We start from the raw sequence: 24383 nt of genomic DNA, 5'->3' as shown, positions 1-24383 counted from the left end.
TACACTTTTTCTTCTTATTTTATAGGCTACAATAAATAGGAGAAAAGCACAATCGTTGCTAATGCAGTATACATGTCGGGAGTGAAACCATTGAGAGATCCAGCACCATGGCAAAGGCGATATGAGAAAATGGCGCTTTGGTCGTTAGGATTTGGCGTTTTCAGTCAATATTTATTCGTTGGTAATCGCTTGGGTATTTCAGTAGCACTGTTTACCTGCGCGTTCTATGGTTTGTTCTTCTATGCCATTAAAGGGAGAATCGGCGGGTTCGATCAGTGGCGCGGCCAATCGAAATCAGGTTGGCTGCTGTGTCTGCCGGTCGCGCTTCTGTCGTTAAGCTATATGCTTTTTAATAATGAGTTGTTTCGCGTGCTCAATATCGTTGTATTACCAGCACTTGTCGCGGCCCAAACCGTATTGCTCTCCAGAAGCAGTACAAAACCTTGGTTTCGGACCGCATTCTATCAGGATGTGCTGTATTTGAGTTTGATTAAGCCGTTTTCCTACTTCGCAGTCCCATTTGGCCTGCTTGCGAATCGTATTTCTCCACAGCAAAATAGCGGGGGGAATACCGGCGGCGGTAAAGTTCGCCGGATCTTGCTCGGGTTACTTCTCGCATCTCCGCTTCTGATCGTAGTTATCTTGCTGCTGGCATCGGCAGATCGTATATTTATGGATTTGTTAAATCGACTGCCTGTGATGTTCGGCGATTTCTCGATCCGTACCTTGTTCACCAGAACAGCACTTGCGGTAGTCATTACAGTCTTCTCGTTCAGTTACTTATGGTCGTTGTTATTCCGCAGAACCGATGACCAATGGAGGGATAGCAGTGATGCTGCCTCCCCTCAAGCTCTCTCAGCCGCAGCAGCTGTTGCTGCTAGACAACAAGCGCCGCTTACACTCGATGCGCTTACTGCCGGAACACTGCTGATCAGCTTTAACATCGTTTATCTAATTTTTGCAGCGATTCAATTCTCTTATCTGTTCGGGGCTGCGAATGGCTTGCTGCCGGATGGTGTTGCTTATGCCGAGTACGCGAGGCAGGGCTTCGCGCAATTAGTTGTAGTTGCACTGATTAATCTCGTCCTGCTTCTAAGCGGCCTTCATTTCATCCGTAGAGAGGGGACGGCGGCCGAGTGGGTGCGAAAGCTCTCCCTCAGCATGCTTGTCGGTTGTACGGTCGTGATGCTGATATCGGCGTACAGCAGGCTGTCACTCTACGAATCTGCGTACGGTTATACACAAACAAGAATACTGGTTCAAGGCTTTATGCTGTTTCTCGGACTCATTCTAGTCGTATCCTTCATGCGGATATGGAGTGAGCATTTCTCATTAGCGAAGGCTTACATAGGGCTTGCTGTTGCAGCATATATCATCATCAATTATGTGAATATAGATACGATTATTGCTCAGCAGAATATGGTTCGTTATCAGGATACAGGCAAGATCGATATTGGGTACCTTGGCTCGCTATCGACGGATGCGTTTCCTACATTGGTAAAGCTGCAGAGAGAAGAACCTGTGCTTGCTGAAGAACTGAAAATTGTGAAGAAGAGTATGCTGGATGCTGCCAATCAAAGTGGCGGTTGGCCTTCTTGGAACCTGTCAGTGGCAAGAGTATTGAGGGAGCAATAGGGTTTGTATCGTATATCGGTGAGAAGTCCGCGTGAGTCGCGGGCTTTTTTTATTTTGAAATGGAGAAAATTATGGTTTACAAAGTCAGTCGTTCAGCATATATTTAAGTCATTCGAGTTTTGCTCTAGGGAAACATTTTGTCCCTTGTCCACATTAATATTTTTTTAATTATTTTTTTGCACTCGGAAAACTTAATTTACTTTATGCAAAATTGGAGGTGGCATCATGGCATTTAATCTCAAACGCCCTGTTTCTAGGCGGGATGTTCTGAAGTGGGGGGCTGCCGGTGTCTTAGGTGCTTTCAGCGGAGGATTATTCAGCCCGGGATCGTTATTAGGGAAACCGGTCAAGGCGATGACCAAACATGAGGTGCACTCGGCACTGAAGCAGCATAAACATCAGACGATGGCACACGGTTATGACCCGGGTAAAGACCAGACTCATGGACTGCAAGCAGCGATTAAATCGCTGACAGAATTTGATTACGGCAAAGTGAGTACCCGTGCAGACGGCAAGACCGTACGAGAATACACGATGGTGGCATCGGATTCGACTGTCGAGATTGCGAAAGGCATCACGTTTCCGGGTTGGACCTATAACGGGACTATTCCGGGACCTACGATCCGCTGCACAGAAGGAGATATTGTTCGAGTCAAGTTCTGGAACGGCTCTTCTCACCCACACTCGATACATTTTCATGGCGTTCATCCAACGAGGATGGACGGCATTGAGCCGGTAGCGACCGGGACGGAATTTATATATGAGTTTGAGGCAAAACCTGCCGGCATGCATGTGTACCATTGTCATATACCGCCATTATCCAAGCACATTCACAAAGGCCTTTATGGTAATTTCATCGTGGATCCGAAGGTGCCGAGGAAGAAGGCGCACGAGTTAAATATGGTCATGAATGGCTTCGATCTGGACTTAGACGGCGAGAATGAAATCTACACCGTTAACGGCTATGCATTCGCATTCCAGGCTTGGCCAATTCCAGTGAAAGCCGGTGAACTTGTCCGCGTATATCTGAGTAATTTAACGGAATTCGATCTTATCAATTCCTTCCATCTTCATGCGAACTTCTTCAACTATTACGAGGTAGGCGCGGATCCGGATGCCAGACCGGTCATGACCGATACCATCATGCAGTGCCAAGGGCAGCGCGGAATTCTGGAGATTGTATTCCCGGAATCGGGACAGTACATGTTCCACGCACATCAAAGCGAATTTGCAGAGCTGGGCTGGATGGGATTCTTCGAGGTCAAAGCGTAGGAAGGAGGGGTTGTCATGGAGGTTAACGTAACTACGACGAAACAGAAGCCGAGCAATAAGCTTCTCTGGATTTGGGGCATCGTCCCCCTCATTCTGCTTGTTTTGATCATTTACTTGATATCCAGCGTAGGAACTGGCATTAAAGATGAGCCGGTCGCGCCGATCGAAGCGCTTAACGTACAGAAGATTGTGCTTACGCATGAAGGGTTTACGCTGCATGTGCTTAACACGGGACCGGAGAAAGTCACGATCGCACAGGTGCTTGTAAATGATGCATTCTGGAATGCGGACTTCCATCCCAGTGCGACGATCGGAAGACTCGCGCAAACGGAAATTTCGATTCCGTACGGCTGGGTTGAGGGAGATCCATACGAGATTAAGCTGATCACGACGAATGGATTAATTTTCGCAGGAGAAGTGCCTGTAGCTGCGCTGACACCTGTGCCGGATGCAACTCGTGTGGCACAGTTTGCATTGATCGGATTCTATGTTGGGGTAGTACCCGTTGGATTAGGGTTGCTGTGGTTCCCCTTCCTGCGCCGGTTCTCGCAGCGGGGGATGCAGGCTGTACTGGCTCTAACGGTAGGGTTACTGTTTTTCCTTGTTATTGACACGTTTGAGGAAGGGTTTGAATTAGGAGCAGAAGCGGCAGGAATCTTCCAAGGCAACGGTTTGGTCTGGTTCGGCGCGCTTCTCAGTTTCCTGTTCCTGCTTGCAATTGATCAAGCAAACTCGCGCAAAGGCGCGGTTAGCGGTAAGCAGGTCGCCTACAAAATAGCCGGAGGCATCGGACTTCACAATTTAGGCGAAGGACTTGCCATTGGCGCTGCATTCGCGGCCGGCGAAGCGGCGCTCGGGACCTTCCTGATCATTGGATTTACGCTTCACAACATTACGGAAGGCGTCGGAATCGCCGCTCCTCTACTGCAAGATCGCCCAACATGGCGCACCTTCGTAGGATTGGCATTTCTCGGCGGAGGTCCAGCAATCATTGGAACGTGGACAGGTGGGTTCATTTTCAACGAAGCCTTCGCAGCATTGTTCTTCGGTATTGGTGCAGGTGCAATCCTGCAGGTTATATACGTGATTAGTAAGATGGTTGTCAGAGAGGCTGAGAAGAGCGGTCGAGCGGTCGTGTCTTGGAGCAATTTGGGCAGCCTGTTTCTGGGGATTCTCATTATGTATGTGACTGCATTGTTTGTTAGTGTTTGATCAGTTTACTACCTCGTGAAAATGATACAGGAGAAGCCGAGGGACTTCGAGCTTCAAACAACAAGATCGCCGTAACCTGCCTGCTCGGGCAGGTGGTTGGCGATCTTTTTTATGCTCTGACAGATACCCGCTGTCATCAGCTTGCTCCGGCACTTTATTCTTTCCGCGAAACCGATAATAGCGAAGTCCTTGGAGCTCTTAGGCAGCCACGAAATTTCAATCAACGGTTGGGTACCGTAGCCGGCGGGATGCTCTAACGAACCGTATGGCGCTTATTTGTCCATTAATAGCTCTGAAAACATTCTAACGAACCGTAGGGGCTCTATTTCAAGGTTTTTGAGTATTTGAGAGCCGAATGTCTACAAATAAAGCCTCTGGGGTTCGTTAGATTCTCGAAGCCCGGAAATTCAGCCAAATAACGTCTCTACGGTTCGTTAGATGTTCGCGGCATGCAGATGAGATGTGCGAAGCTGTCCAACAGTTTATTCAGCATGCAAATTAGCGCAGCAGCCGTAGAAAGGGCAGGATTGTTCGAACGACTCGATGAATACTTAAGGTATGATAGCGAAGTTGGAGGATATTGGTATTCAACTTGCGAATCAAATCGGAACGAGAAGCCGCCGAGTCGGTACTGGAGGATCCTATGAACATTTCGGGCATTCAATCAGATTGGAAAGTGGAAAGAATCGAATTCGCCAAGTTAACGGGAGAACGCGCTAGAAACGCTGGGGCCAATGGCAGAATCGGCAATCATGGCAAAACCTGCTCCGTGGATATCGCCAGAATTACGATTGATGGACAAACGGGATATGGCAGCTCGATTCGTATAACACCGGAATGGGCAGAAACTATAATAGGCAGGCGATTAGTTGACTTATTCGACGATCGGGGCATAATCCGCGAAGAATATCGACTGCAATTGGAATTTCCGATTCTCGATTGGCTGGGGAAAAGACTTGACAAACCAGTATATGAATTGGTTTCGGATGCCCATATGGAAAAGGGAGCTCCACTGATTGTCCCTTGCTATGATACCTCTCTATACTTCGACGATCTGCATTTGTCCGATGAGGCGAGCGCGGTCGCATTGATGCAAGAAGAAGCGCAGCAAGGTTTTGCAAAAGGTCACCGTCACTTCAAAATTAAAGTCGGTCGAGGCGGACGTCATATGCCTCTCTGGGAAGGGACGAAACGTGATATCGCAATCGTGCAAGGAATCGCTGAAGTAGCAGGTCCTACAGGGAAGATCATGATCGATGCAAATAACGCGTATAACTTAAACTTAACCAAAGAGGTTTTGGCGGCGTTGACGAATGTGAATCTGTATTGGCTGGAAGAAGCATTCCATGAAGATGATGCATTGTACGAGGATCTGAAGGGCTGGCTCCGGAATCGGGGGCAGAACGTACTTATCGCGGATGGGGAAGGGTTAGCCTCACCGCATCTTGTTGACTGGGCGATTCGTGGCCATGTCGACGTACTGCAGTATGATATTATCTGGCCCGGCTTCACGCATTGGCTGGAATTAGGGGAGAAGTTGGATGCACATGGTTTGCGGTCTGCGCCACATTGTTACGGCAATGCATATGGCATTTACGTGTCCGGACATTTATCAGCGGCAGTGCGCAACTTCGAATTTGTAGAATACGACGACATTACAATTGAAGGAATGGATGTATCCGGCTATCGAATCGACAATGGAGAAATCCATATTCCTGCCACACCGGGTTTTGGAATCGTCTTCGACGAAGAGCTTGTAACAAATCTTGTTAAGCGAGCAGGCTGGGCTACACCTAATAACTGAAGGAGTAACCGAACATGACACGAAGAATCATTTTAGACTTAGCAGTCACTTTAGATGGATTTATAGAAGGGAATAATGGGGAAGTAGATTGGTGCATTATGGATCCAGAGATGGGGTTTACTGAGTTCTTAAATCAAATCGATACGATCTTGTATGGTAGAAAAAGCTACGATTTATGGGGGCAGTATACGCCTGGAAATGAACAAAGTGAGCCTGATCAAGAGATGTGGAAACTCGTTCACAGCAAAGAAAAAGTTGTGTTCTCCAGAACACGAACAGGGAACGATACGAAAGCAACTTTCATTAATAGCCGTATTCTTGAAGAAGTAACTGCATTAAAGAATAAGGCCGGTAAAGACATCTGGCTTTATGGCGGGGCTAATCTAATTACGACTTTTATCCATTTAGGTCTTGTTGATGAATTTAGATTATCAGTTCACCCTGTTATTCTGGGTGAAGGAACGCCGATGTTTAATGATATTAAACAAAGAGTGAATCTAAAATTGGTACAGACAAGACCATTCTCATCAGGGGTTGTACAATTAATCTTTCATTTGGAAGAATGAGATATTTGTACCCGAACCATTTGATCCCCTCCAAACACCCAATCCATTTCATCATCCGGGACATAACATATCCAGTAAGTTAAACCCCAGGAGGTGCATTTCATTGTCCGGTCATGTAGGTGGTGCTTTTACTAGCGCGGGAGTTATTCTGGTGCTATTTATCCTGCTTGTCATTGTAATCTGTGGTTGCATGGGAAGTGGCTTAGGTGGATATGGTGGCGGTCCTTCGTACCCAGTTGTTGGAGGAGTAAACAAAGGGTATTAATAAATAATGAAGCTGGCAAAAGAAGATCCGCCTCTGCGGGTCTTTTTTTCTTGAGCAGCTAACTTAACATTTAGGACATATGTCCTTTTCAGAATCGACCGCTCGTCGTTAAATAAGGAGAGCACGATGGTTGAGGAGGAAGGAAAGGGATGAAAGGGATCGTATTTGCTATATTAGGCGGCGTGTTTATAACTTTGCAAAGTACGGCCAATGCAGTGATCGGAGATCGGCTCGGGACGTGGCAGGCTGCAACGCTAACGCAAGGGACCGGGTTTGCTGCGGCTATGCTCATTGTATGGCTGTCAGGGGATCGATCATGGAGGAAGCTTACGCAAGTGAAGCTATATTATCATTTCGGCGGAGCACTTGCAGCCTTTATTATTTTCAGCAACATTACTGCCTTTCACTATAATGGCGCTGCCGTCACTGTTTCGGCGATATTAATTGCCCAGATTCTAGCGACGTTAGGCATGGAAAAAGCAGGCTGGTTCGGAAAGCGCGAGCTGCGGCTTCGAACACCGCAATGGATCGGCATTATGCTCATGGTAACGGGTATCTTATGTTTGTCCTTCTAAGCGGCTACACTAGCTAGTAGGAAGGGGATGCGGGGATGAAGGAAATGGGGGATTCCACTCGGATTGAACACTACCTCACACAATTTGCATTAGATGAAGTTTTCCCGAACGCACTCAGACAGCATCTAATGCTGTTTCGGTTTGATCCGGAGGAAGCGCTTTGCACGCAAGGCGAAAGGCCGGAAAATGTCTATTTTCTAGTACATGGGAAAGTAAAGGTCTATACGACGTCAACGGAAGGGAATACGCTGCTGCTAAGTTTCTCTACTCCACTTGATGTCCTTGGAGAGATAGAAAGTCTGAGCGGGCTGAACATTCTCAATACGGTAACGGCGGTAACTGCAGTCGAGGCAATAGGCCTTCACAAACGCTGGCTGCGTATTTATCAAGAGGAAGTGCCGTTCCTGCAGTTCATGCTGAAGATGGTCACAGATAAATTTTACAGAAAATCGGAAGCACTGAGCTTTAATCTCTTGTATCCGGTTGAAATCCGACTTGCCAGTTACTTGCTCTCCGTGACGACTTCGGCAGATGCAAGGGTGAGCACAGCGAGTCTGAAAGATATGGCGAACCTGATCGGTACCAGTTACCGGCATTTGAACCGTGTTATTCTAAATTTCTGTCGATTGCAATTGCTGGAACGAAGTCGCGGCAAGCTTGTAATCAAAGATCGATCAGGTCTTGAAGCAGTCGCTGGTCGGAATATATACGAGAACAACGATCGGAGGGAATAGAGTTGATTACCGGCATTATACTAGCTCTACTGGCAGGGATGCTTGTCAGCGTTCAGACCTTGTTCAATAACAAAGTGAGTGCTGCAGTTCACTCGAATACGACTACTGCTCTCGTGCTGGGAATGGGCTTTATCGCTTCGCTTGGCATGGGTCTATTGGTGGAAGGTGCTGATTTTCTAAATTGGCAAGCGATGCCCGGCTGGTTCTGGTTAAGCGGATTAATTGGAATAGGCGTTGTCACCTGCGTGGTTAATGGCGTTCGACTTATTGGCCCAAGCGCTGCGACTGCAATCGTTATGGCTTCTCAGATGGTTTGCGCGTTATGGTGGGACTCTGCAGGATGGTTTGGTCTGGAGCAGGTTCCTTTCAGTTGGCAAAAGGCTATCGGCGTCACCGCACTGATCGCCGGCCTTCTGTTATTCAAATTCCAGCCGAAAACGAATACGGAGCTGTCAGGTGACACAAGCGGTCACCGCATGATTCAAAATACATGATTTGCTCGCTGGTGCATTTTCCCATGCATGGTTTTCCTTCCTAATAGAGATAGTGTTAATCAGGAGGGAAGACATGCTGAAAGGTAAAGATATTCATCGATTGTTCCTGATTGGCTTCGCCTTATTTGCGTTGTTTTGTGATCCAGCACAAGTTCTAGCGCTATCAGCGGAACAACCTTCCGCCCAGTTCATTGTCAAAACCTCGCCGAATGCAGCGATGGTTTCCACAATGTTAATCGATTCCGATATGTGGGTCGACGCGATTAAAGAAGGAGTCAAACAACAAACAGCGTATGTTCCCATATCCGATACTTATTTAACGATCGATAATAAAACCTACAGCATTGATCTGTCCTATCAGTTGTATGATATGGCGAACGCCATGGCGATCCAGCTTAGCGGAGACATGAAACAAAAGCTTATTGCCTACATAACGGCTCTGAAAGCAAAACATTATGGAAAATTGTTATCGTGGCCTGAAGCCAAGCAAATCATTACGATGAAAGCGATATTTACCGTTGTCGATGTGGAAACCGGTCTGCGGTTTGATGTGCAGCGAAGAGCGGGCAGTACGCATGCTGACGTTCAGCCGTTGACGAAACGCGACACGGAAATTATGAAGCGGATTTATCAAGGGAAATGGAGCTGGAGAAGAAAGGCCATCCTTGTATTGAAAGATGACCAGACGATCGCTGCCTCCATGCACGGCATGCCGCATGGGGGAGACGGTATTCCGGACAACGACTTCAACGGGCATTTTTGCATTCATTTCTTGGGCAGCAGCACGCACAAAACCGGTAGCATCGACCTGGATCACCAGACGATGGTGCATAAGGCTGCCGGTATGCTCCAGCAATATATGCAGCAAGCTTCGCCAAACGACGTTGTGGAAATGTTTTTGATCGCGATCAATCAGCGGGATCCCGAAGTGATGACAATGCTTTTCCCGCATCGCAACCATGAGCAATTAGAGCAGCTGAAGCAGGCGGCAGCGGGCATTATTGCCATCCGCAGAATGTCCGATTATGCAGAAACGGCATCTTATAACCTGCTCGCCACCGATTTACCGGTCAGAGCGGTGATTTACCGCGACGGTTTCCGGAAAACGGAGAAGTCGTTCGTTTTTCATTTACGCAGAAGCTCCGTATGGCAGGCATGGAAAATCGATTATGTGGAGAACGCCTTATGAAGTGGATCTGGTTGACCAGCATTTTATGGATGCTCCAGGAAGGCGGCAGCGCAGAGCATTTATCCGTGACGCTTCCGGGGCAGACTCCAGTCGTTATCTACCGCGATGATTTTGCATCGCCCGGGTTCACGATGGTGGATTTGGACAAATTTGACCGACTCGTACAAACTTTGGATCGAAAAAGCTATGAAGCTCCTCGCAACGCTGTCATTAGTGATCGAGGGGGAATCATTTCCGAACAGAACGGGTACAGACTTGATCAGAAAGGGTTCACCGCAAAGTTTTACGAGTATTTTTATGGCACGGGTACATTCGCTATCGAGGCGCCGCTTGTTGCCGTCTATCCGCGAGTTGACCGCGAACTGCTGGCGGATATTAAGGAAAAGCCAATTGGCCAATATGCGACCTATTACAATAGCCGTAACAAAAACCGCTCCCATAACATCGTACTGGCAGCCAAAGCGATTAATAATACGGTCATTTTCCCAGGGGAGACATTCTCTTTCAACAAAGTCGTCGGCAAGCGCACGAGAGATAAGGGCTACCTGGAAGCACCGATCATTGTTAGGGGCGAATTATCGGAAGGGATCGGCGGCGGGATTTGCCAAGTCTCTTCAACGCTGTTCAATGCAATCGACCGTGCCGGACTGCACATTGTGCAGCGTTACTCGCACAGCCGAAATGTACCTTATGTGAGACCTGGGCGCGATGCGACTGTCAGTTGGGATGGTCCCGATTTTGCTTTCCAGAACCGATACAATCAGCCGATCTTGATCCGTGCCCATGCGGTTCCAGGCAAAATGTTCGTGGCCATCTATTCCTCTGACGTCATCGAATATAAGCCGCGCAGTGTGCCCGGTATGTCTTTCGGACATCTGCCGGAAGAAATCTCCGCAACTGCTGAAGAAAACGAAAAAATCGACCCGTTTATAGATTGGAGTCGCTAAGCGGTATTGATATGAGACGTGAGACGGCCATGGATCAGGATTCCATGGCCGTTTTCAATGTCAACTTGTTGCACGAAACACTCGCAACTTTTCACGTTAAGAAACGTCAGATAGTTGTAAGAAAATAGAAATTTCATGGAGTGTGGTTGCGCTGAAGAAATGGGTTGTACATACGCTGGGTGTTGTGATACTAGGGAGTTTTCTTATTGTTAATGCAAATGAACATGCAAGTGCATCGACTGCTTCTTCTACATCGACTGCTTCTTCTACATCGACTGCTTCTTCTACATCGACTACTTCTGTTTACGTCAACGGGGAGTATCAGAACCATACGATTACGGTAGAAGGACGAGCTCTAGTGAAATTGAGAGCGCTTACCGACCCTGCCTGGCTTGTTTTCGCATACGATTCTAAGACGCATACCGTGATGTTTCACACCAAAGATAACAGCAGGATTGTCTATCTCCGCGAAGGAGATAAGACAGTAACAGTTAACGGGAAAAAAGTCCTAATAGACGTTCCGGTAGTAAATAAGGATGGGCTTACTTATGTACCACTCAGATTCATAAGTGAGACTCTTGGTGCTTATGTCACCTATAATATCAAAGACAACCGCGTAATTGTACGTACACCAACCGGTCAGGAAGAATACGAAACGCTAATGCGAGGGGATCTGACAGAGGCACGTCGAATAGCACTCGGAGTCGAAAGAATACTTGGAGAAGCACCGCCAAGTAAAGCAGGTGAAATGTACAATTATAACAGTTACACTTTTCCTGAAGGAGAAGCACTGCGATTCACAATGAGTCAATCCGGATACTGCGATCAATTTTATGAAATAAATGAAGATGGTCTTGCCATTCTTAAATGGCAAAATGATACCGTTTCCAATCGTGAATGGGGTGAGAAACCCACTTATAAAAGCTTGGTTTATTTTATTAACGAATTTATGGGCGGCGTTTTTACATATGGCAAAGTGGATTCAAAAGGCAATAATACCATGCTGGAAAGATTCTATCGTGATGATTCCGCTAATGTAGTATTCCCGATCGAAAATGAGAAACGAACAGATTCTAAGTAGTAATTGGAGAGGACGATCCATTCATGACTGATTATACGGAAAGAAACCGTGAGCATTGGAACTCCCGCACCGCTGTTAATGCCGCCAGATACGATGTTGAGGGGTTCAAGTCAGGTAAATCCTCGCTGACCACAATTGAACAACAAGAGCTCTGCGACGTGGCTGGAAAGTCGATGCTTCACCTCCAGTGCCATTTTGGTTTGGATACGCTCTCCTGGGCACGTCTCGGTGCACAAGTTACCGGAGTAGATTTTTCTGAGGACGCGATTTCGCTCGCCGAGCGTTTGAGGCAAGAAACAGGGATAGACGCTCGTTTTCTCTGTACGGACATCTATAAACTGCCTGAGGTTCTAAACGATAAGTTCGATATCGTCATTACGACAGGTGGTGTTTTGTTCTGGCTCTCCGATCTTAATCAGTGGGCTAAGATCGTCGCTCATTTCCTTAAACCTGGCGGGATTTTGTACTTACAGGATGAGCATCCATTTGCAAATGTCTTTGATGATTCTGCTGATGTGACGGAGTTGCAGACACGCTACCCTTACTTTCACACGGAGCAGCCCATTCAGATCGAGGGTCTCCTTCCATATTCCGATCCGGCTGCCAATCTGCGCAGCATTGAGTATACCTGGAACTACAGTTTCAGTGATATTCTAACCGCTTTGATTGCTGCTGACCTGCGCTTGGATTATCTCCATGAATTCGCCCACATCGGCTACCAGCGCTTCCCATTCATGACGCAGGGAGAGGACGGCCGGTGGCGATGGAAAGACTCGGCCAACCATATTCCACTCCTGTTCTCGCTGCAGGCTGCGAAAGGAGGACGATTAACGTAATTTAACATTTGCAAATGCTCTCCTCATAGCAAACAGGTGAAATTATAAAAGCCTGCTGCTATGAGGAGAGCATTTTTATCATAGAGAGAAACTATTAAAATGATAGAGAAGACTACATTGATCTATGAGGAAACATTCCGTTATAGTGGGGTCGAAGTGATTTCATAATCGATGTGATAATGCGGAATAGTAAGCAGAATTGAGAAGGAAGGGCCGATCAAGATGGAGCTAAGACAGTTAGATTACTTTATTGCGACATGCGAAGAATTACATTTTACGAAAGCCTCCGTCAAGCTGGGAATCACCCAGCCTTCCTTAAGTCATCAAATTAAAGCGCTTGAGGACGAGATTGGCGTGCCGTTATTCGATCGGATCGGCAAAAAAATTGCGATTACCGATGCCGGCATGATTCTGTATAAGCAGAGTAAGCTGGCATTTGACAATTTAGCAAGCGCCAAAGAGCAAATTCAAGAGCTGCAGCAAATTGAACGCGGCACATTATCGATTGGTGCGCTCCCGGGCGAGCTAAATCAATTAGTCTCCAACTTATTGCTTGATTTCCATCGCGACTATCCCAAAGTCCATATTAAAATCTTCGGTGTCGAAGATATCGTAAACCGCGTATTGCAAAACGAGTTGGATCTGGCCATTACGATTCTACCGATCGAGGATGAAAGAATTCTTACGATTCCCCTATATAAAGAGAAATTTTATTTTGTTTCAACAGCGGAGCATCCCTATGCAGGCCGCGCAGCCATTAATTTTGACGAGATCTTGAATGTGCCGATTGTGATGTTTCCTGAAACCCATCGTTGCCGCCAGTTAGTCGACATGACTTGTTCAATTGCCGGTTTTAAATTGAAGCCCTTGATTGAAACGACAACAATCGAATCGTTATTCGGACTCGTTCGTTCAGGTGCAGGCGGTACGGTTTTATCGAAAACCTTGCTTGAAATGTACAACTACGACGATTTACACCCGATTCCAATTCAAAATCCTACCTTGTGCAGAGAAGTGGGCATTGCGTACCTCCGTGACAAGTATATGGGGAATGCTGCGCGAGGATTTATTGAACTCTTATCGGCGCATGTACGAAAACTAAAGCAGGACCAGCTGCAGGAGAATTGTGATAGTGAAAATGAATCATAGACGCTGTCTATCGTTTTCATAGAAACAACGATATTGATCTATTATCTTGATTTTCATACAATGAGGCAACAGGAGAGTTAGTCTGAATCGAACAAAGGAAGTGATCAACACTCATGCAAACCATAGCTGGCGTACAGGAACAAAGAGGCATCGGTTCTGTTCAATTCTTACCCGTTAATTTATTTGCGTCAGTTATGGGCATTTCAGGTCTGTCATTGGCTTGGAGACAAGCAAGCCATCTATTCGGCAGTTCGCTTGTCATTGCCGATAGCATTGGAATTATTGCGATACTGATATTTATAGCGTTAAGTACAGCTTATCTTACGAAATGGGTCTTATACCCACAGAAAGTCAAAGATGAATTTACGCATCCGATAACAGGCAATTTTTTCGGAACGATCACGATTGCCCTGTTATTGCTTTCCACGATTATTGGGAACTACAGTCAAGTAACGGGGCAAGTCGTTTGGATCATCGGAACGGCAACTACATTAGCACTTAGTTTTGTCATTGTTACCCGCATATTGAACGGGAATCACGAGCCGAGTCACGTGGTTCCGGCATGGTTGATTCCTGGTGTAGGGACCATTGATATTGCCGTTGCCGGTGGGACAATGCCATTCCCATGGGCGCATGAAATGAACTTGTTGTCTCTCGCTATTGGCGGATTTGTTGCTTTAATATTCCTTACTTTGATTTTATCCAGATTGATACATCATGCTCCGCTGCCTAACGGATTAATGCCTTCGATGATTATTATGATTGCGCCGTTTGAAGTTGGTTTCCTTGGATATACGAACTTCCAACAACGAATTGATCCGTTCGCTTCTATATTGTTTTACTTTGGTCTGTTCTTATTCATTGTCTTGTTCTTCAAAGTATTCAAAAAATCCGTTCCATTTAGCGCCGGTTGGTGGGGAGTAAGCTTTCCGATAGCTGCGCTCAGCAATGCGGCTTTGGCATACGCGATATTCGTACATTCCTGGCTGTTGATTGGCATCTCCGCGATTGTTTTGGCATTTCTAAGCATCGTTCTGGCCGTGCTATTCATTCGAACGATAAACCATTTATTGAATGGGAAACTGCTTAAGGGAGCCTAAAGAAAGATAGGAAGGAAGGATACTCATGCTTGGTACTACACTTCAGTTTGACGTCGATTTTGATAATGCGATTCTCTTCGGTCTCTATGTAATGGTGGTCATTGATAAGAAAGCCTCAGGTGGGGGATTATTAGAGAGTTATAACGATCATCATGTTTGGATAAATGGCAAGCAATATCCTCGAGCTCAAACAACGTTCATTCAGATGCCGGCTCCTGAAGCCGCATTTTGATTGAAAGGAGAAGAATGGAGATGCCTTGGCATTTAATGAAATCCAGAGCTCTGCTATCCGCTTACGTGTTCATTATTCTCATGTTGGTTGGTGCTGTATCTCTTCATCAAAAGGATATTCTCTTTCCGGAAATTGCGGGAATGGCTATGGGGGTTATGGTCTACTCCGTACCGCATTGGATCAAGAAGCCTGTCCATTTGTGGCTTTCCCCAACATTAGGTGCTTTTATGGGTACTGCTATGAACAATATGTCCTTAACCCCTATGTTGAAAATATGGCTTGGTCTTGTGATCGTTGTTATTCTTATGCATGTATTTCGCGTCCATTTTGGACCGACGATTCCTGCCGCATTACTGCCGATCTTCCTAGGTCTTACTGATTATACGTTTGCCATTTCAACAGCTGTCTACACGTTTGTTATTATGTTGGCTGCTTATAGAGTGAGGAAACCAGAACAGCTGCCTGGTGGTTCAAAGCATTTTCGAAAGAAGACGGATACGGTTCTCATAACCCTTGTTTTATGTCTTTGGATCGGGCTGGCATTTGGAACCAAACTTGAAGTACTGGTGGTTCCACCTGTATTTGCCCTTATTTTCGAATTGTTTCATGCTAAGGAATTTACTCTAAAAATGATTCCGCGACGTTTAGCAGTATTAACGATTACGGCTGCACTTTCAGTCGGCGTGTATCAGGTGTTGGAAGGCTCGATCATTTGGGTTGGAGTCATCAATGTTTTGATTACATTCCTACTATGTCAATTGTTTAAAACGCCTGTACCAGTTGCATATGGTGTCTCGTTGATGCCGCTTATAGTCCCGGCATGGGGAACATGGGGTTTCCCGGTTGGCGTCTTTGTCACAACAGGCGTTTTGATGTGTATTTCTGCCCTATATCGTCAGTTCAGAAGAAGATCGGACTAGAGGTATGCAGTTATGAACGAGACCATTGTACGTAAAATAACGAACAGTTCCAAAAGGAAATCGTTATATCATTTCACGAGGGTCAGAAACTTGCCATCGATTGAGCATCTGGATGCGTTATATTCATCGAATGGAGTTCATCCCAGCCTCTCGGATGGAAGACGGGAATCGAGAAGAGAAATTCAATTTCACGGGCATCCTTTTGTTGCTAATGCTCATCTGCGAATATCTGAACTTGTGATGGATGCAAACACTACGCTTCATGATTTTTATCATTACCTGGATCAGCATGTATTCCTGTGGCCAACGCGGCGTGATTGTCAGAAGATGCTGGAGATGTATTCGAGAAGAGAACCGGAGGAATCGTTTGCCATCCTTCAATTAGACGCCTATTCGCTAATTCATGACTTCTATGATGGTGTTAAGTTGTCGAAGTACGACTCGGGCAGCTCACCTCGTTATCCTAATCGTTGCTTCTATAAGAAAAGTTTGCGCATGTTTCTGCCGCTAGATCAATTCGATATTGTGCGGGAAAGGGATGTGCCCACCAAACCTTCCGAGATCCGTGAGATCCTTGTCGAAGAGAAAGTGACGAACTTGTCCCGTTATTTACAGGCTATTTATTGTAAAGATGTTTCAGAGATTTCGGGAAAATGGGGGTTGGTTACGCAGCCTTTCAGCCAATTTCTGAATTGAGTCGATTTCTAAATGAACGATATGGATGCGCAATCAGTGTGGCCCATAGGTATAGATAAGAACACCCGCCGTTAGGACGGGTGTTCTTTTTGTCTTGTCATGGCAATCGAACATTTTAGATTTATTGGTAGAATGACTCAATCGTTAACCCTATTAATTGTATACCTTAGTAGAGATGGAGATTATAGAAGTTTCCACGTGGTATAGGAGGATGGAGGAGCGATGAAAATTATCGTAAACGTTAGAGAGATAAAGGAATATTTTGACGGCCTTGCTCGTCTGCTGTTGCCGAACGCATCGCAGCCGCCGGCATCAGAACCGTTCGATGAATCAACGCTTATCGCAGAGTTTCGACAAGTGTTGCGGGAGGAATTAGCTTCGGTAGGACTTGAGGGACAGCGCGATGTCGGCACGTATAGCTTAAATAAGCTGGGACGAATTTTTGAGCCCTACACAGGCAAATCGGCCGAGCTGTTAACGCCGGCTGGTACAGTCGAAGGGACAATCATGAAAGTTGGCGGCGATTTTATGGTCGTGCGTGAGCATGGAGGGACAAGTGTAATGGTGCCGCTGGATCAGCTGGTCGCCTTTCAATTGCTATCAGGAAAGTAGGTGGAATGATGATAGAAGAGTTGCAATCACTCGTGAATAAAGAGGTTCAGATCGCGAGCGCTCTGGAAACCATCAGCGGTACGCTTGTGTCGGTAGACGGCGTATCGGTAACGCTTCGCACATCGGAGCTTTATGGCTATGAGAGCGGCAGCTATGCGATCATTCAGCTGCGCTTCATTTCGTATATTCGGCTTCTGTAATAATAATGAAGTAAAAGGGAGGAGAGGCAAGTGTCTTTTCAACGTGTGCCAGGACTAGTCAGCGTTGTCACCACCGTCTACAACAAGCTACCTTATCTGACGGATTGCTTGACAAGCCTGCTCAATCAAACCTATATGAGTTGGGAGCTCATTCTCATCGATGATGCATCCACTGATGGGTCATATGAATTTGTAATGAATTGGCTCAACAGCAACGAGCCGTTATTACGGGAAGGCAAAGGCATCTATACGCTGCGTCTTCCGCGCAATATCGGGTACGCTGGTGCAGTAACGGCTGGGATGTATTTGGCCAAAGGCGAATTTATCGCCATTCAGGATGCAGATGATCTGTCCCACCCGGAGCGGCTTGCCAAACAAGTTCGTTATCTCAAAAATAATCCGCAAATCGATCTGCTCGGTACGAATTACGAAGTATTCGAAGACGGACAGCAAGACCGGAAAATGCCGGTGTATTGGCTCAAATACGGCGATCAGATCGGGAAGGTCTATGCGAAAGGCGGCCATTGCATTTGCCACGGAACAGCGATGTTTCGAGGGACAGTTTTCGATGACATCGGTGGACATACAAGACGTATTGAAGGCGCGGAGGATTATGAATTTATAGCGAAAGTAATCAAGCCCGGGGCGAGGAACGTGGACAATATGCGGGAGGTGCTGTATTACTACCGCAAACATCAGCTGCAGCGTTCACGCAAGTATTTCGGCAAGTCGCAGACGGAGAATGGCTATGAGACATAATCGTCGGATTCGGCTGCTCATGGTGATGGACAGCCTGGCTGTCGGCGGCACGGAAACCTATGTGCTAAGCCTTGTAAAGACATTCCCATCGCTCGGGGTCATGCCTGTGTATGCAGGAGGAACCGGCGTGATGTATGAAGCTTTTGCTCGTGCAGGGTGCCCGATTCATCGCGTGGAGCTAAAGGCGGAGCAACTGCTGGACCCGGTACAGCAGGAGCAGGCGGAAAACGCGCTTTCGCAGATTATGCGCAGCCGTAAAATTGATTTGGTGCACATTCACCAAATGCCGTCAGGCTTATATGCTGCGGAAGCGGCTAGGAAGCTGGGCATCCCGGTTGTGTTCACGGTGCACGGTGCTTATTATCCGCCGGAGCAGCTTCAGTTAATGAAAGCAGCCGGATGTACTTTTGTATGCGTAAGTCTGCCCGTACAGGCATATTTGGAGCGTCAGGGCATTCCGTCTCATTTGATTGCTAACGGTATTGATTTTGAACAGTATCGCTCTGAATCATCAGCAGGGCTGCGCGCCAGCCTTCGCATTCCGGAAGGAGAGAAGGTGGTGGTCTATGCATCTCGGCTGGCATGGGACAAGGCGGCGGTTTGCGCGATGCTCGTGCGAGCGGCTCGCACGCTTCGCTTAAGCGAGGATATTCCGCTGCATGTCGTTATCGCGGGTTCAGGCAACCAGGCAGCTGCAATTGCCGAACTGGCAGAGACGGTGAACCTAGAGTGCAACACGTCATTCGTGCAATTAGTAGGAAGTCAAATGCAGATGCGCGATTACTACAATCTAGGCGATCTTGTCGTCGGGACCGGACGAGTTGCGCTGGAAGCTATGGCATGCGGTAAGCCTGTGCTGGCTATTGGTAATCATGGATATTTTGGCTTTGTGGACCAGCCTGTCTATGACGAGGCTTGGCAGTATTACTTTGGCGACCATGACTCCAAGGAGCGTCCCTCCGAACAGCGAATCGGAGAAGCAATCAGCGAAGGGCTCGCTTACACGGACAAGCTGGAAGAGATGGGCCGACAAGGACAAGCATGGGCGCGAGCGAATTTTCAAATCCGAGACAAGGCGCTTCAGATGAAGCAGCTGTACAATTCCTTGCTTTCGATGACTTGATAGGGATGGAGTGATAATGACGAATGAGAAAAGTGTTGTATTTAGGGTGGATTGGTTTTAACAATCTTGGCGATGAGTGGATGTGGGAGATGTTCCACGCTATGGCGAAGGCTCATCTGAAGGAGGAAGAGCATCTTGTTATCCCTTCTCTTCCGCATGTGGAATGGAAGAAAGTAAGCCAGTACGATACGATCGTTCTTGGCGGCGGATCGCTGGTTATCCCGGGGTATGTTGATCTGGTGCATGAGGCGCTGGAGCTAGGGAAAACTATCGTCATCTGGGGCAGCGGTCATGACCGGCTCCACAAATGGGCTCCGTCACCAGATGGGCAAATGGGACCGGAACCAGCCGATGAAAGCGCGTTGTATCGCATGAGGCTGAAAGCCGTCATGGAGCACAGTGCCTATTGCGGGATTCGAGGACCATGGACGAAGGATTATATTGAATCGCTTGGCGCTTTGCCGCAACATTTATCCATCAGCGGAGATTCCGCGATGCTGATGAACGCGCTGAATCCGGTATCACTGCTACAACCAGCAGGAAGCGTACAAGGTCAGCATCGGACGATCGGCATTAATTGGGGCACCTCCTATAACCGAATTTACGGAGGCAATGAGGAACAAGTGGAGGACGCACTCGTACAAGCAGGCCGCTCACTGCTTGCGCTCGGATACAGACTCCATCTGTATTCGGTCTGGGGGCCAGACAGAGATGCGCTGGCAAGACTGTATAGTAAGCTTGGCCATGATGAGCGAGTTACGTTCGATCCCAAAGTATATGCTGCAGCGGAATATGTGCAGCTGCTGGCGGGGTTCGAAGCAACGATTAACTTGAAGCTTCACGCCAATCTGTTGTCTGCAGCGGCGAACGTTCCATTCGTCTGTATCGGCTATCGATTCAAAAGCTTCGATCTAATGCATGGGTTAGACTTAGCCGATTGGATTGTTGCCACGGATGACCCGCAAATGGCAGAGAAACTAACGGATAAAGTCCAAGCTGCAATAGCTTGGAAGGAGGGGTATATCAGCAAGCTGGAGACAGGGCGCCAGACTGCTTATGAATCGCTCGTTAGGCCGTTTCGAGAGCGATTGTTCTAATGGGGAGAGATTGTCCGGGGAATAGTAGTGGACAGTCTCTTTTTGTTGACATTGCATCAATAAAAGAACGGTCGGTCAAAAATAATTCTTGACCGATCGTTCTTAATATAGTACATTTACTTCGAAAGGAGGGAGCAATGAGGTGGCCAGGACAAAAGAATTCGATGAAGATGCAGTTCTACTAAAGGCCATGCTGTTATTCTGGGAACAAGGCTTTGAGAAGACTTCCATGCAGGACCTGGTAACCCATATGGGGATTCATAAAGGCAGTCTGTATGATACATTTGGCGATAAGCAATCCTTGTATGTCAGAGCATTGAAACGGTATATTGAATTGTTTGAACAATCGGTTAAGCGTCCGGTTAAGAGCCGTATGGCAGATACCCATTCTGCTAAGGAAGCGATCCGAATGATACTTGAAATGGCAATCCAGAAGAAAGAAGAACTTCCTGATGGCTGCTTCATGGTTAATACTGCAGTTGAGTTGGGCAAGCAAGATGCGGTATCCAGAGATTTGGTTCAACTGGGCTGGGACACAATTGAACAGTTCATGCACGACATTATTGTGGAAGGCCAACAATCAGGAGAAATTTCCATGACCCACAATGCCAGCTGGTTGTCCCATTTTTACAATAATGCATTAACTGGACTCCGCGTTATGGTTAAGACGACTATTAACGACACGGATAAATTAAAACATATCGTTGACATCAATATGTCGGTGTTGAAATAGAAGGTGCATAAGGTCACGATTCCACTTGAGCGTGATCATTTTTACCCCGATTCTTGACCGATCGTTCAATAATCGACAATGTCGAGTATTGTTGGATAAGCTGCATACAAAGTGTGAAAAATAAACCAGTCAAAAAGGAGATGTTATTATGATAACAATGGAAAAGAAATTGTACACGGCTACTGTAAATGTTGAAGGTGGAAGAGAAGGTAAAGCGGTCTCGAGCGATGGGAATCTTAACTTGGACTTGAGATATCCGAAGGAGTTAGGCGGCCCGGGTAACGGAGTCAATCCGGAGCAGTTGTTCGCTGCCGGATTCGCAGCATGTTTCGAAGGTGCAATGGGAACCATCATTAGGAAAAAAGGAATTAAAACGGAAGGGATCTCAATCGCTTCAAATGTTTCACTCGGGAAGGATGCAAACGATGGCTATGTACTTGCCGTTCAATTCGACATTACAGTAAAAGGCGTAGATATCAGTGTAGCTCAGGAAATTGTCGATGAAGCCCACAAAGTATGTCCATATGCCAGAGCAACTCAAGGTAATATCGAAGTCATATCGAATGTAATTGGCTAATGCTCAATACTTGAAAACCCCGCTTGTAGAAAGCGGGGTTTTCAAGTATATAAGTTCAACAGAAATGAGTATGAGGAGGTCACGTCATGGAAATCCATTCATTAATTAAAGATACATTCAGGGTACAGATCGATCATGGGATCACACTCGTTGACTTTTATGAGCCTGGGAGCAAATCTTGTCTAGAACAACTCTCCATTGACGAGAATCTGGCTCAAGAAGTAAGATATCAGGCTGCCGTTGTCAAGGTCGATGTTGATCAAGAAAAAGAACTTGCAACGGAATATGGTGTGACGAGTGTCCCGACATTAATGCTGTTTAAAGATGGATATAAAGTGGAAACATTAGTCGGGCAGCAAAGTAAAGAAGTTCTGCAGCAGCTCGTCATCAGCTATGCAACCATGGGCGATTCTTGTGTATGATAGCAAAGAAGGCAACCGTCCGAGTAAAAGGTTGCTAACAAGGAGGCACACATGGAGTCTAAGAAAGCCGCTGCTGAAAAAGCCGTGGCGTACATACAAGATGGAATGATCGTTGGTTTAGGCACGGGGTCTACTGCATATTGGGCTATACAAAACTTAGGAACGAAAGTAAAAGAAGGTTTACACCTAAAGGCAGTAGCAACTTCCATCCAATCTGAGATTCTGGCAAAGGAATTAGGCATTCCGATCCTTTCCATATCCGAAACGGATGAGATTGATCTTACAATTGATGGAGCTGACGAAGTCGACGACAAGTGGAATTTAATAAAAGGCGGTGGCGGTGCTCTGCTGCGTGAGAAAATCGTAGCTTCGATAAGTAAGGAACTAATCATTGTTGTGGATGAGAGTAAAAGGGTAAATCAGTTGGGTAAATTTCCCTTGCCCGTAGAAATTGTGAAATTCGGCAATGAGGCTACCCAAAAGAGACTGCGTGAGCTTGGCTGTGTTCCACGGCTGCGATTCATTGAGAATCAACCTTTCCTAACCGATAACGGGAATTATATTGCGGATTGTAATTTTGTGAATATCAGCCAACCCAATGACCTTCATACCGCAATCAATATGATACCCGGTGTCGTTGATAATGGTCTGTTTATAAAGCTTGCAACGAAAGTCATTGTTGGTTACCAAGACGGATCAGTCGTTGAATTGTGATCATAGATTAAGGGAAAACCAAAAGTGAGGTTTCAATTCGCTGAGGAGTATCATGCGAGAATAGATGGAGGAGGCGTTCGTTTCATGTCAAATAAAAAATGTTGCTATACATTTGAGGATTCTTCCGGCACCACAATAGAATTTCAAGCTACTAGCTTACAACAAGCTTTGATGATTAAAAAGAAGAAGGCGCAAGTAATCGGAGTTACTAAAGAGGCTTTTGAGCTCACAGGTATACGAAAGAAACTAACCCAAAGTTCCGAGTAACTCATAACGTAATCTTTGCAAAATTGAAATAAGCTGCCGAAATGTCGGCAGCTTATTTATTTGACTTGGCAGTTTAGATTTCACTGAACCGGATGCATACCGGTTTAGATACGTGAAGCTCGCTGCCTGTCGGCTGCAGCTTGCCCGACTCGGCATCACGGCTGAACGTCACGATATTGTTGCCATCGCGATTCGCTACAAGTGCGAAGCGTCCGTCCGGCGAGAGAGCGAAATTACGCGGGTGACCACCGAGCGTCGGTGCATATTCAATCGGTTCAATGCGGCCGTCGGCCGGGTCGACGCGGTAGACAGCCAGACTGTCATGACCTCGGTTAGAGCCGTACAGGAACTTTCCGTCCGGCGACAAATGGATATCTGCACAAGCATTGTCTCCCGCGAATGATTCCGGCAGCGTGGAAATCGTCTGCACGACGCTTAGCTGCCCTTCATCGGCATCGTACGCATATACCGTGATTGTGCTGTTCAATTCATTAATACCATACCCGAACGGCAGCTCCGGATGGAAGACGAAATGACGCGGACCCGATCCTGGAGCAGTGGATACCTGGCTGTGAAGCAGCATGCGTTGTTGTGGCAAATCCAACTCATAAACAAACAGGGTATCAAGACCGAGGTCGGAGACGACCGCATATCGGCCAGCGTTGTCGACGATGACTGAGTGGGCTCTTGCCTGTGTTTGTGCTGGATGTACACTGGTACCTTCATGCCGATGCATGTCGGTTGTCTGACCAAGTCGGCCATCTTCCTGAATCGGCGAAAGGCTGACCATACCGCCGTGATAGCTCGCCGTCATGGCAAAACGACGTGTAGCGTCAATCGAAATATGGCATGTCGAAGCAGGAAGCGTAATCACTTCATTCAAACGAACCAGTCTGGCAGTGGTTGGATCGAAGCTGTATGCGGCGGCCGCACCGCATTTGCGCCCTTCGTTATCTTTGCCTTCCATAATTGTATAAAGCGTCCGATTCGTTTCGTTAGGTACGAGGAACGTCGGATTCTGCAGGCCATCCGCTTGACCAATCAGCGTTAATGCGCCAGTTTGTTTGTCATACGCGCAAGCGTAGATGCCGGGTTCGTTCGCGTCCGCATAGGAGCCGATAAAAGCAAATGTCGAAGCCATAGTCAAGCACACCTCCATGAATGGAAAATAT

General features: G+C 46.8%; 28 protein-coding genes. 27 read left to right on the top strand and 1 reads right to left on the bottom strand.

Features of this window, described 5'->3' with window-relative positions; translation table 11 throughout:
* Nucleotides 1-90: 90 nt before the first annotated feature.
* From AC506A_RS06580 to AC506A_RS06450, 27 genes are all read left to right on the top strand, one after another.
* Nucleotides 91-1635, top strand: coding sequence for a DUF4153 domain-containing protein (locus AC506A_RS06580; RefSeq protein WP_495460171.1), 1545 nt, complete (start codon nt 91-93; stop codon nt 1633-1635).
* A gap of 225 nt (nt 1636-1860) precedes the next feature.
* Complete coding sequence (locus AC506A_RS06575) at nt 1861-2907, top strand: multicopper oxidase domain-containing protein (protein ID WP_495460170.1); 1047 nt, start codon at nt 1861-1863, stop codon at nt 2905-2907.
* Between the two features lie 15 nt (nt 2908-2922).
* The gene (locus AC506A_RS06570; RefSeq protein WP_495460169.1) at nt 2923-4119 is read left to right on the top strand and encodes a ZIP family metal transporter; all 1197 of its coding nucleotides are present in this window, start codon (nt 2923-2925) and stop codon (nt 4117-4119) included.
* A 643-nt stretch (nt 4120-4762) separates the two neighbouring features.
* Entirely contained in the window at nt 4763-5923 is a 1161-nt protein-coding gene (locus AC506A_RS06565) for an enolase C-terminal domain-like protein (protein WP_495460168.1), read from the top strand.
* Between the two features lie 14 nt (nt 5924-5937).
* Complete coding sequence (locus AC506A_RS06560; RefSeq protein ID WP_495460167.1) at nt 5938-6489, top strand: dihydrofolate reductase family protein; 552 nt, start codon at nt 5938-5940, stop codon at nt 6487-6489.
* A 414-nt stretch (nt 6490-6903) separates the two neighbouring features.
* On the top strand, nt 6904-7329 hold the full coding sequence (locus tag AC506A_RS06555; protein ID WP_495460166.1) for a DMT family transporter: 426 nt from the start codon (nt 6904-6906) through the stop codon (nt 7327-7329).
* A 35-nt stretch (nt 7330-7364) separates the two neighbouring features.
* Nucleotides 7365-8063, top strand: a complete 699-nt coding sequence (locus AC506A_RS06550; RefSeq protein ID WP_495460165.1) for a Crp/Fnr family transcriptional regulator — start codon at nt 7365-7367, stop codon at nt 8061-8063.
* A 2-nt stretch (nt 8064-8065) separates the two neighbouring features.
* Nucleotides 8066-8557: a DMT family transporter gene (locus AC506A_RS06545; RefSeq protein WP_495460164.1), complete on the top strand. Its 492-nt coding sequence runs from the start codon at nt 8066-8068 to the stop codon at nt 8555-8557.
* Between the two features lie 73 nt (nt 8558-8630).
* Nucleotides 8631-9746: a hypothetical protein gene (locus AC506A_RS06540; protein ID WP_495460163.1), complete on the top strand. Its 1116-nt coding sequence runs from the start codon at nt 8631-8633 to the stop codon at nt 9744-9746.
* Nucleotides 9743-10693 carry a VanW family protein gene (locus tag AC506A_RS06535; protein ID WP_495460162.1) on the top strand — a complete coding sequence of 317 codons (951 nt, stop codon included), beginning with the start codon at nt 9743-9745 and terminating at the stop codon, nt 10691-10693. Before AC506A_RS06540 ends, AC506A_RS06535 begins: the two co-directional genes overlap by 4 nt.
* 142 nt (nt 10694-10835) lie before the next feature.
* The gene (locus AC506A_RS06530; RefSeq protein WP_495460161.1) at nt 10836-11774 is read left to right on the top strand and encodes a copper amine oxidase N-terminal domain-containing protein; all 939 of its coding nucleotides are present in this window, start codon (nt 10836-10838) and stop codon (nt 11772-11774) included.
* Nucleotides 11775-11797: 23 nt separating this feature from the next.
* Nucleotides 11798-12610, top strand: coding sequence for a class I SAM-dependent methyltransferase (locus AC506A_RS06525; RefSeq protein WP_495460160.1), 813 nt, complete (start codon nt 11798-11800; stop codon nt 12608-12610).
* Between the two features lie 222 nt (nt 12611-12832).
* Nucleotides 12833-13759 (top strand): LysR family transcriptional regulator, encoded by a 927-nt coding sequence (locus tag AC506A_RS06520; protein ID WP_495460159.1) that lies wholly within the window; start codon nt 12833-12835, stop codon nt 13757-13759.
* A 113-nt stretch (nt 13760-13872) separates the two neighbouring features.
* Nucleotides 13873-14859: an SLAC1 anion channel family protein gene (locus AC506A_RS06515; RefSeq protein WP_495460158.1), complete on the top strand. Its 987-nt coding sequence runs from the start codon at nt 13873-13875 to the stop codon at nt 14857-14859.
* Nucleotides 14860-14884: 25 nt separating this feature from the next.
* Nucleotides 14885-15091, top strand: a complete 207-nt coding sequence (locus AC506A_RS06510) for a hypothetical protein (protein ID WP_495460157.1) — start codon at nt 14885-14887, stop codon at nt 15089-15091.
* Nucleotides 15092-15111: 20 nt separating this feature from the next.
* Nucleotides 15112-16011 (top strand): hypothetical protein, encoded by a 900-nt coding sequence (locus AC506A_RS06505; RefSeq protein ID WP_495460156.1) that lies wholly within the window; start codon nt 15112-15114, stop codon nt 16009-16011.
* Between the two features lie 12 nt (nt 16012-16023).
* Nucleotides 16024-16707: a DUF7002 family protein gene (locus AC506A_RS06500; protein WP_495460155.1), complete on the top strand. Its 684-nt coding sequence runs from the start codon at nt 16024-16026 to the stop codon at nt 16705-16707.
* Nucleotides 16708-16929: 222 nt separating this feature from the next.
* On the top strand, nt 16930-17319 hold the full coding sequence (locus tag AC506A_RS06495; RefSeq protein WP_495460154.1) for a hypothetical protein: 390 nt from the start codon (nt 16930-16932) through the stop codon (nt 17317-17319).
* Between the two features lie 5 nt (nt 17320-17324).
* On the top strand, nt 17325-17519 hold the full coding sequence (locus AC506A_RS06490; protein WP_495460153.1) for a hypothetical protein: 195 nt from the start codon (nt 17325-17327) through the stop codon (nt 17517-17519).
* 30 nt (nt 17520-17549) lie between these two features.
* Complete coding sequence (locus AC506A_RS06485; protein WP_495460152.1) at nt 17550-18278, top strand: glycosyltransferase family 2 protein; 729 nt, start codon at nt 17550-17552, stop codon at nt 18276-18278.
* On the top strand, nt 18268-19401 hold the full coding sequence (locus AC506A_RS06480) for a glycosyltransferase (RefSeq protein ID WP_495460151.1): 1134 nt from the start codon (nt 18268-18270) through the stop codon (nt 19399-19401). Before AC506A_RS06485 ends, AC506A_RS06480 begins: the two co-directional genes overlap by 11 nt.
* 23 nt (nt 19402-19424) lie before the next feature.
* Complete coding sequence (locus tag AC506A_RS06475; protein WP_495460150.1) at nt 19425-20498, top strand: polysaccharide pyruvyl transferase family protein; 1074 nt, start codon at nt 19425-19427, stop codon at nt 20496-20498.
* A 142-nt stretch (nt 20499-20640) separates the two neighbouring features.
* Nucleotides 20641-21231, top strand: coding sequence for a TetR/AcrR family transcriptional regulator (locus tag AC506A_RS06470; protein ID WP_495460149.1), 591 nt, complete (start codon nt 20641-20643; stop codon nt 21229-21231).
* A 148-nt stretch (nt 21232-21379) separates the two neighbouring features.
* Complete coding sequence (locus AC506A_RS06465) at nt 21380-21808, top strand: organic hydroperoxide resistance protein (protein WP_495460148.1); 429 nt, start codon at nt 21380-21382, stop codon at nt 21806-21808.
* An 86-nt stretch (nt 21809-21894) separates the two neighbouring features.
* Nucleotides 21895-22230, top strand: coding sequence for a thioredoxin family protein (locus AC506A_RS06460; protein WP_495460147.1), 336 nt, complete (start codon nt 21895-21897; stop codon nt 22228-22230).
* A 51-nt stretch (nt 22231-22281) separates the two neighbouring features.
* On the top strand, nt 22282-22944 hold the full coding sequence (gene rpiA, locus AC506A_RS06455) for a ribose-5-phosphate isomerase RpiA (protein ID WP_495460146.1): 663 nt from the start codon (nt 22282-22284) through the stop codon (nt 22942-22944).
* An 84-nt stretch (nt 22945-23028) separates the two neighbouring features.
* Nucleotides 23029-23211, top strand: a complete 183-nt coding sequence (locus tag AC506A_RS06450; protein WP_495460145.1) for a hypothetical protein — start codon at nt 23029-23031, stop codon at nt 23209-23211.
* Between the two features lie 73 nt (nt 23212-23284).
* Here the strand turns inward: AC506A_RS06450 and AC506A_RS06445 are convergent, their stop codons facing one another.
* The gene (locus AC506A_RS06445; RefSeq protein WP_495460144.1) at nt 23285-24352 is read right to left on the bottom strand and encodes a lactonase family protein; all 1068 of its coding nucleotides are present in this window, start codon (nt 24350-24352) and stop codon (nt 23285-23287) included.
* Nucleotides 24353-24383: the final 31 nt, after the last annotated feature.

The sequence above is a fragment of the Paenibacillus sp. N22P23 genome (assembly GCF_059383735.1).
Note: the sequence above shows the minus strand (reverse complement) of the source record. Positions and strands in the feature narration are given on the sequence as shown.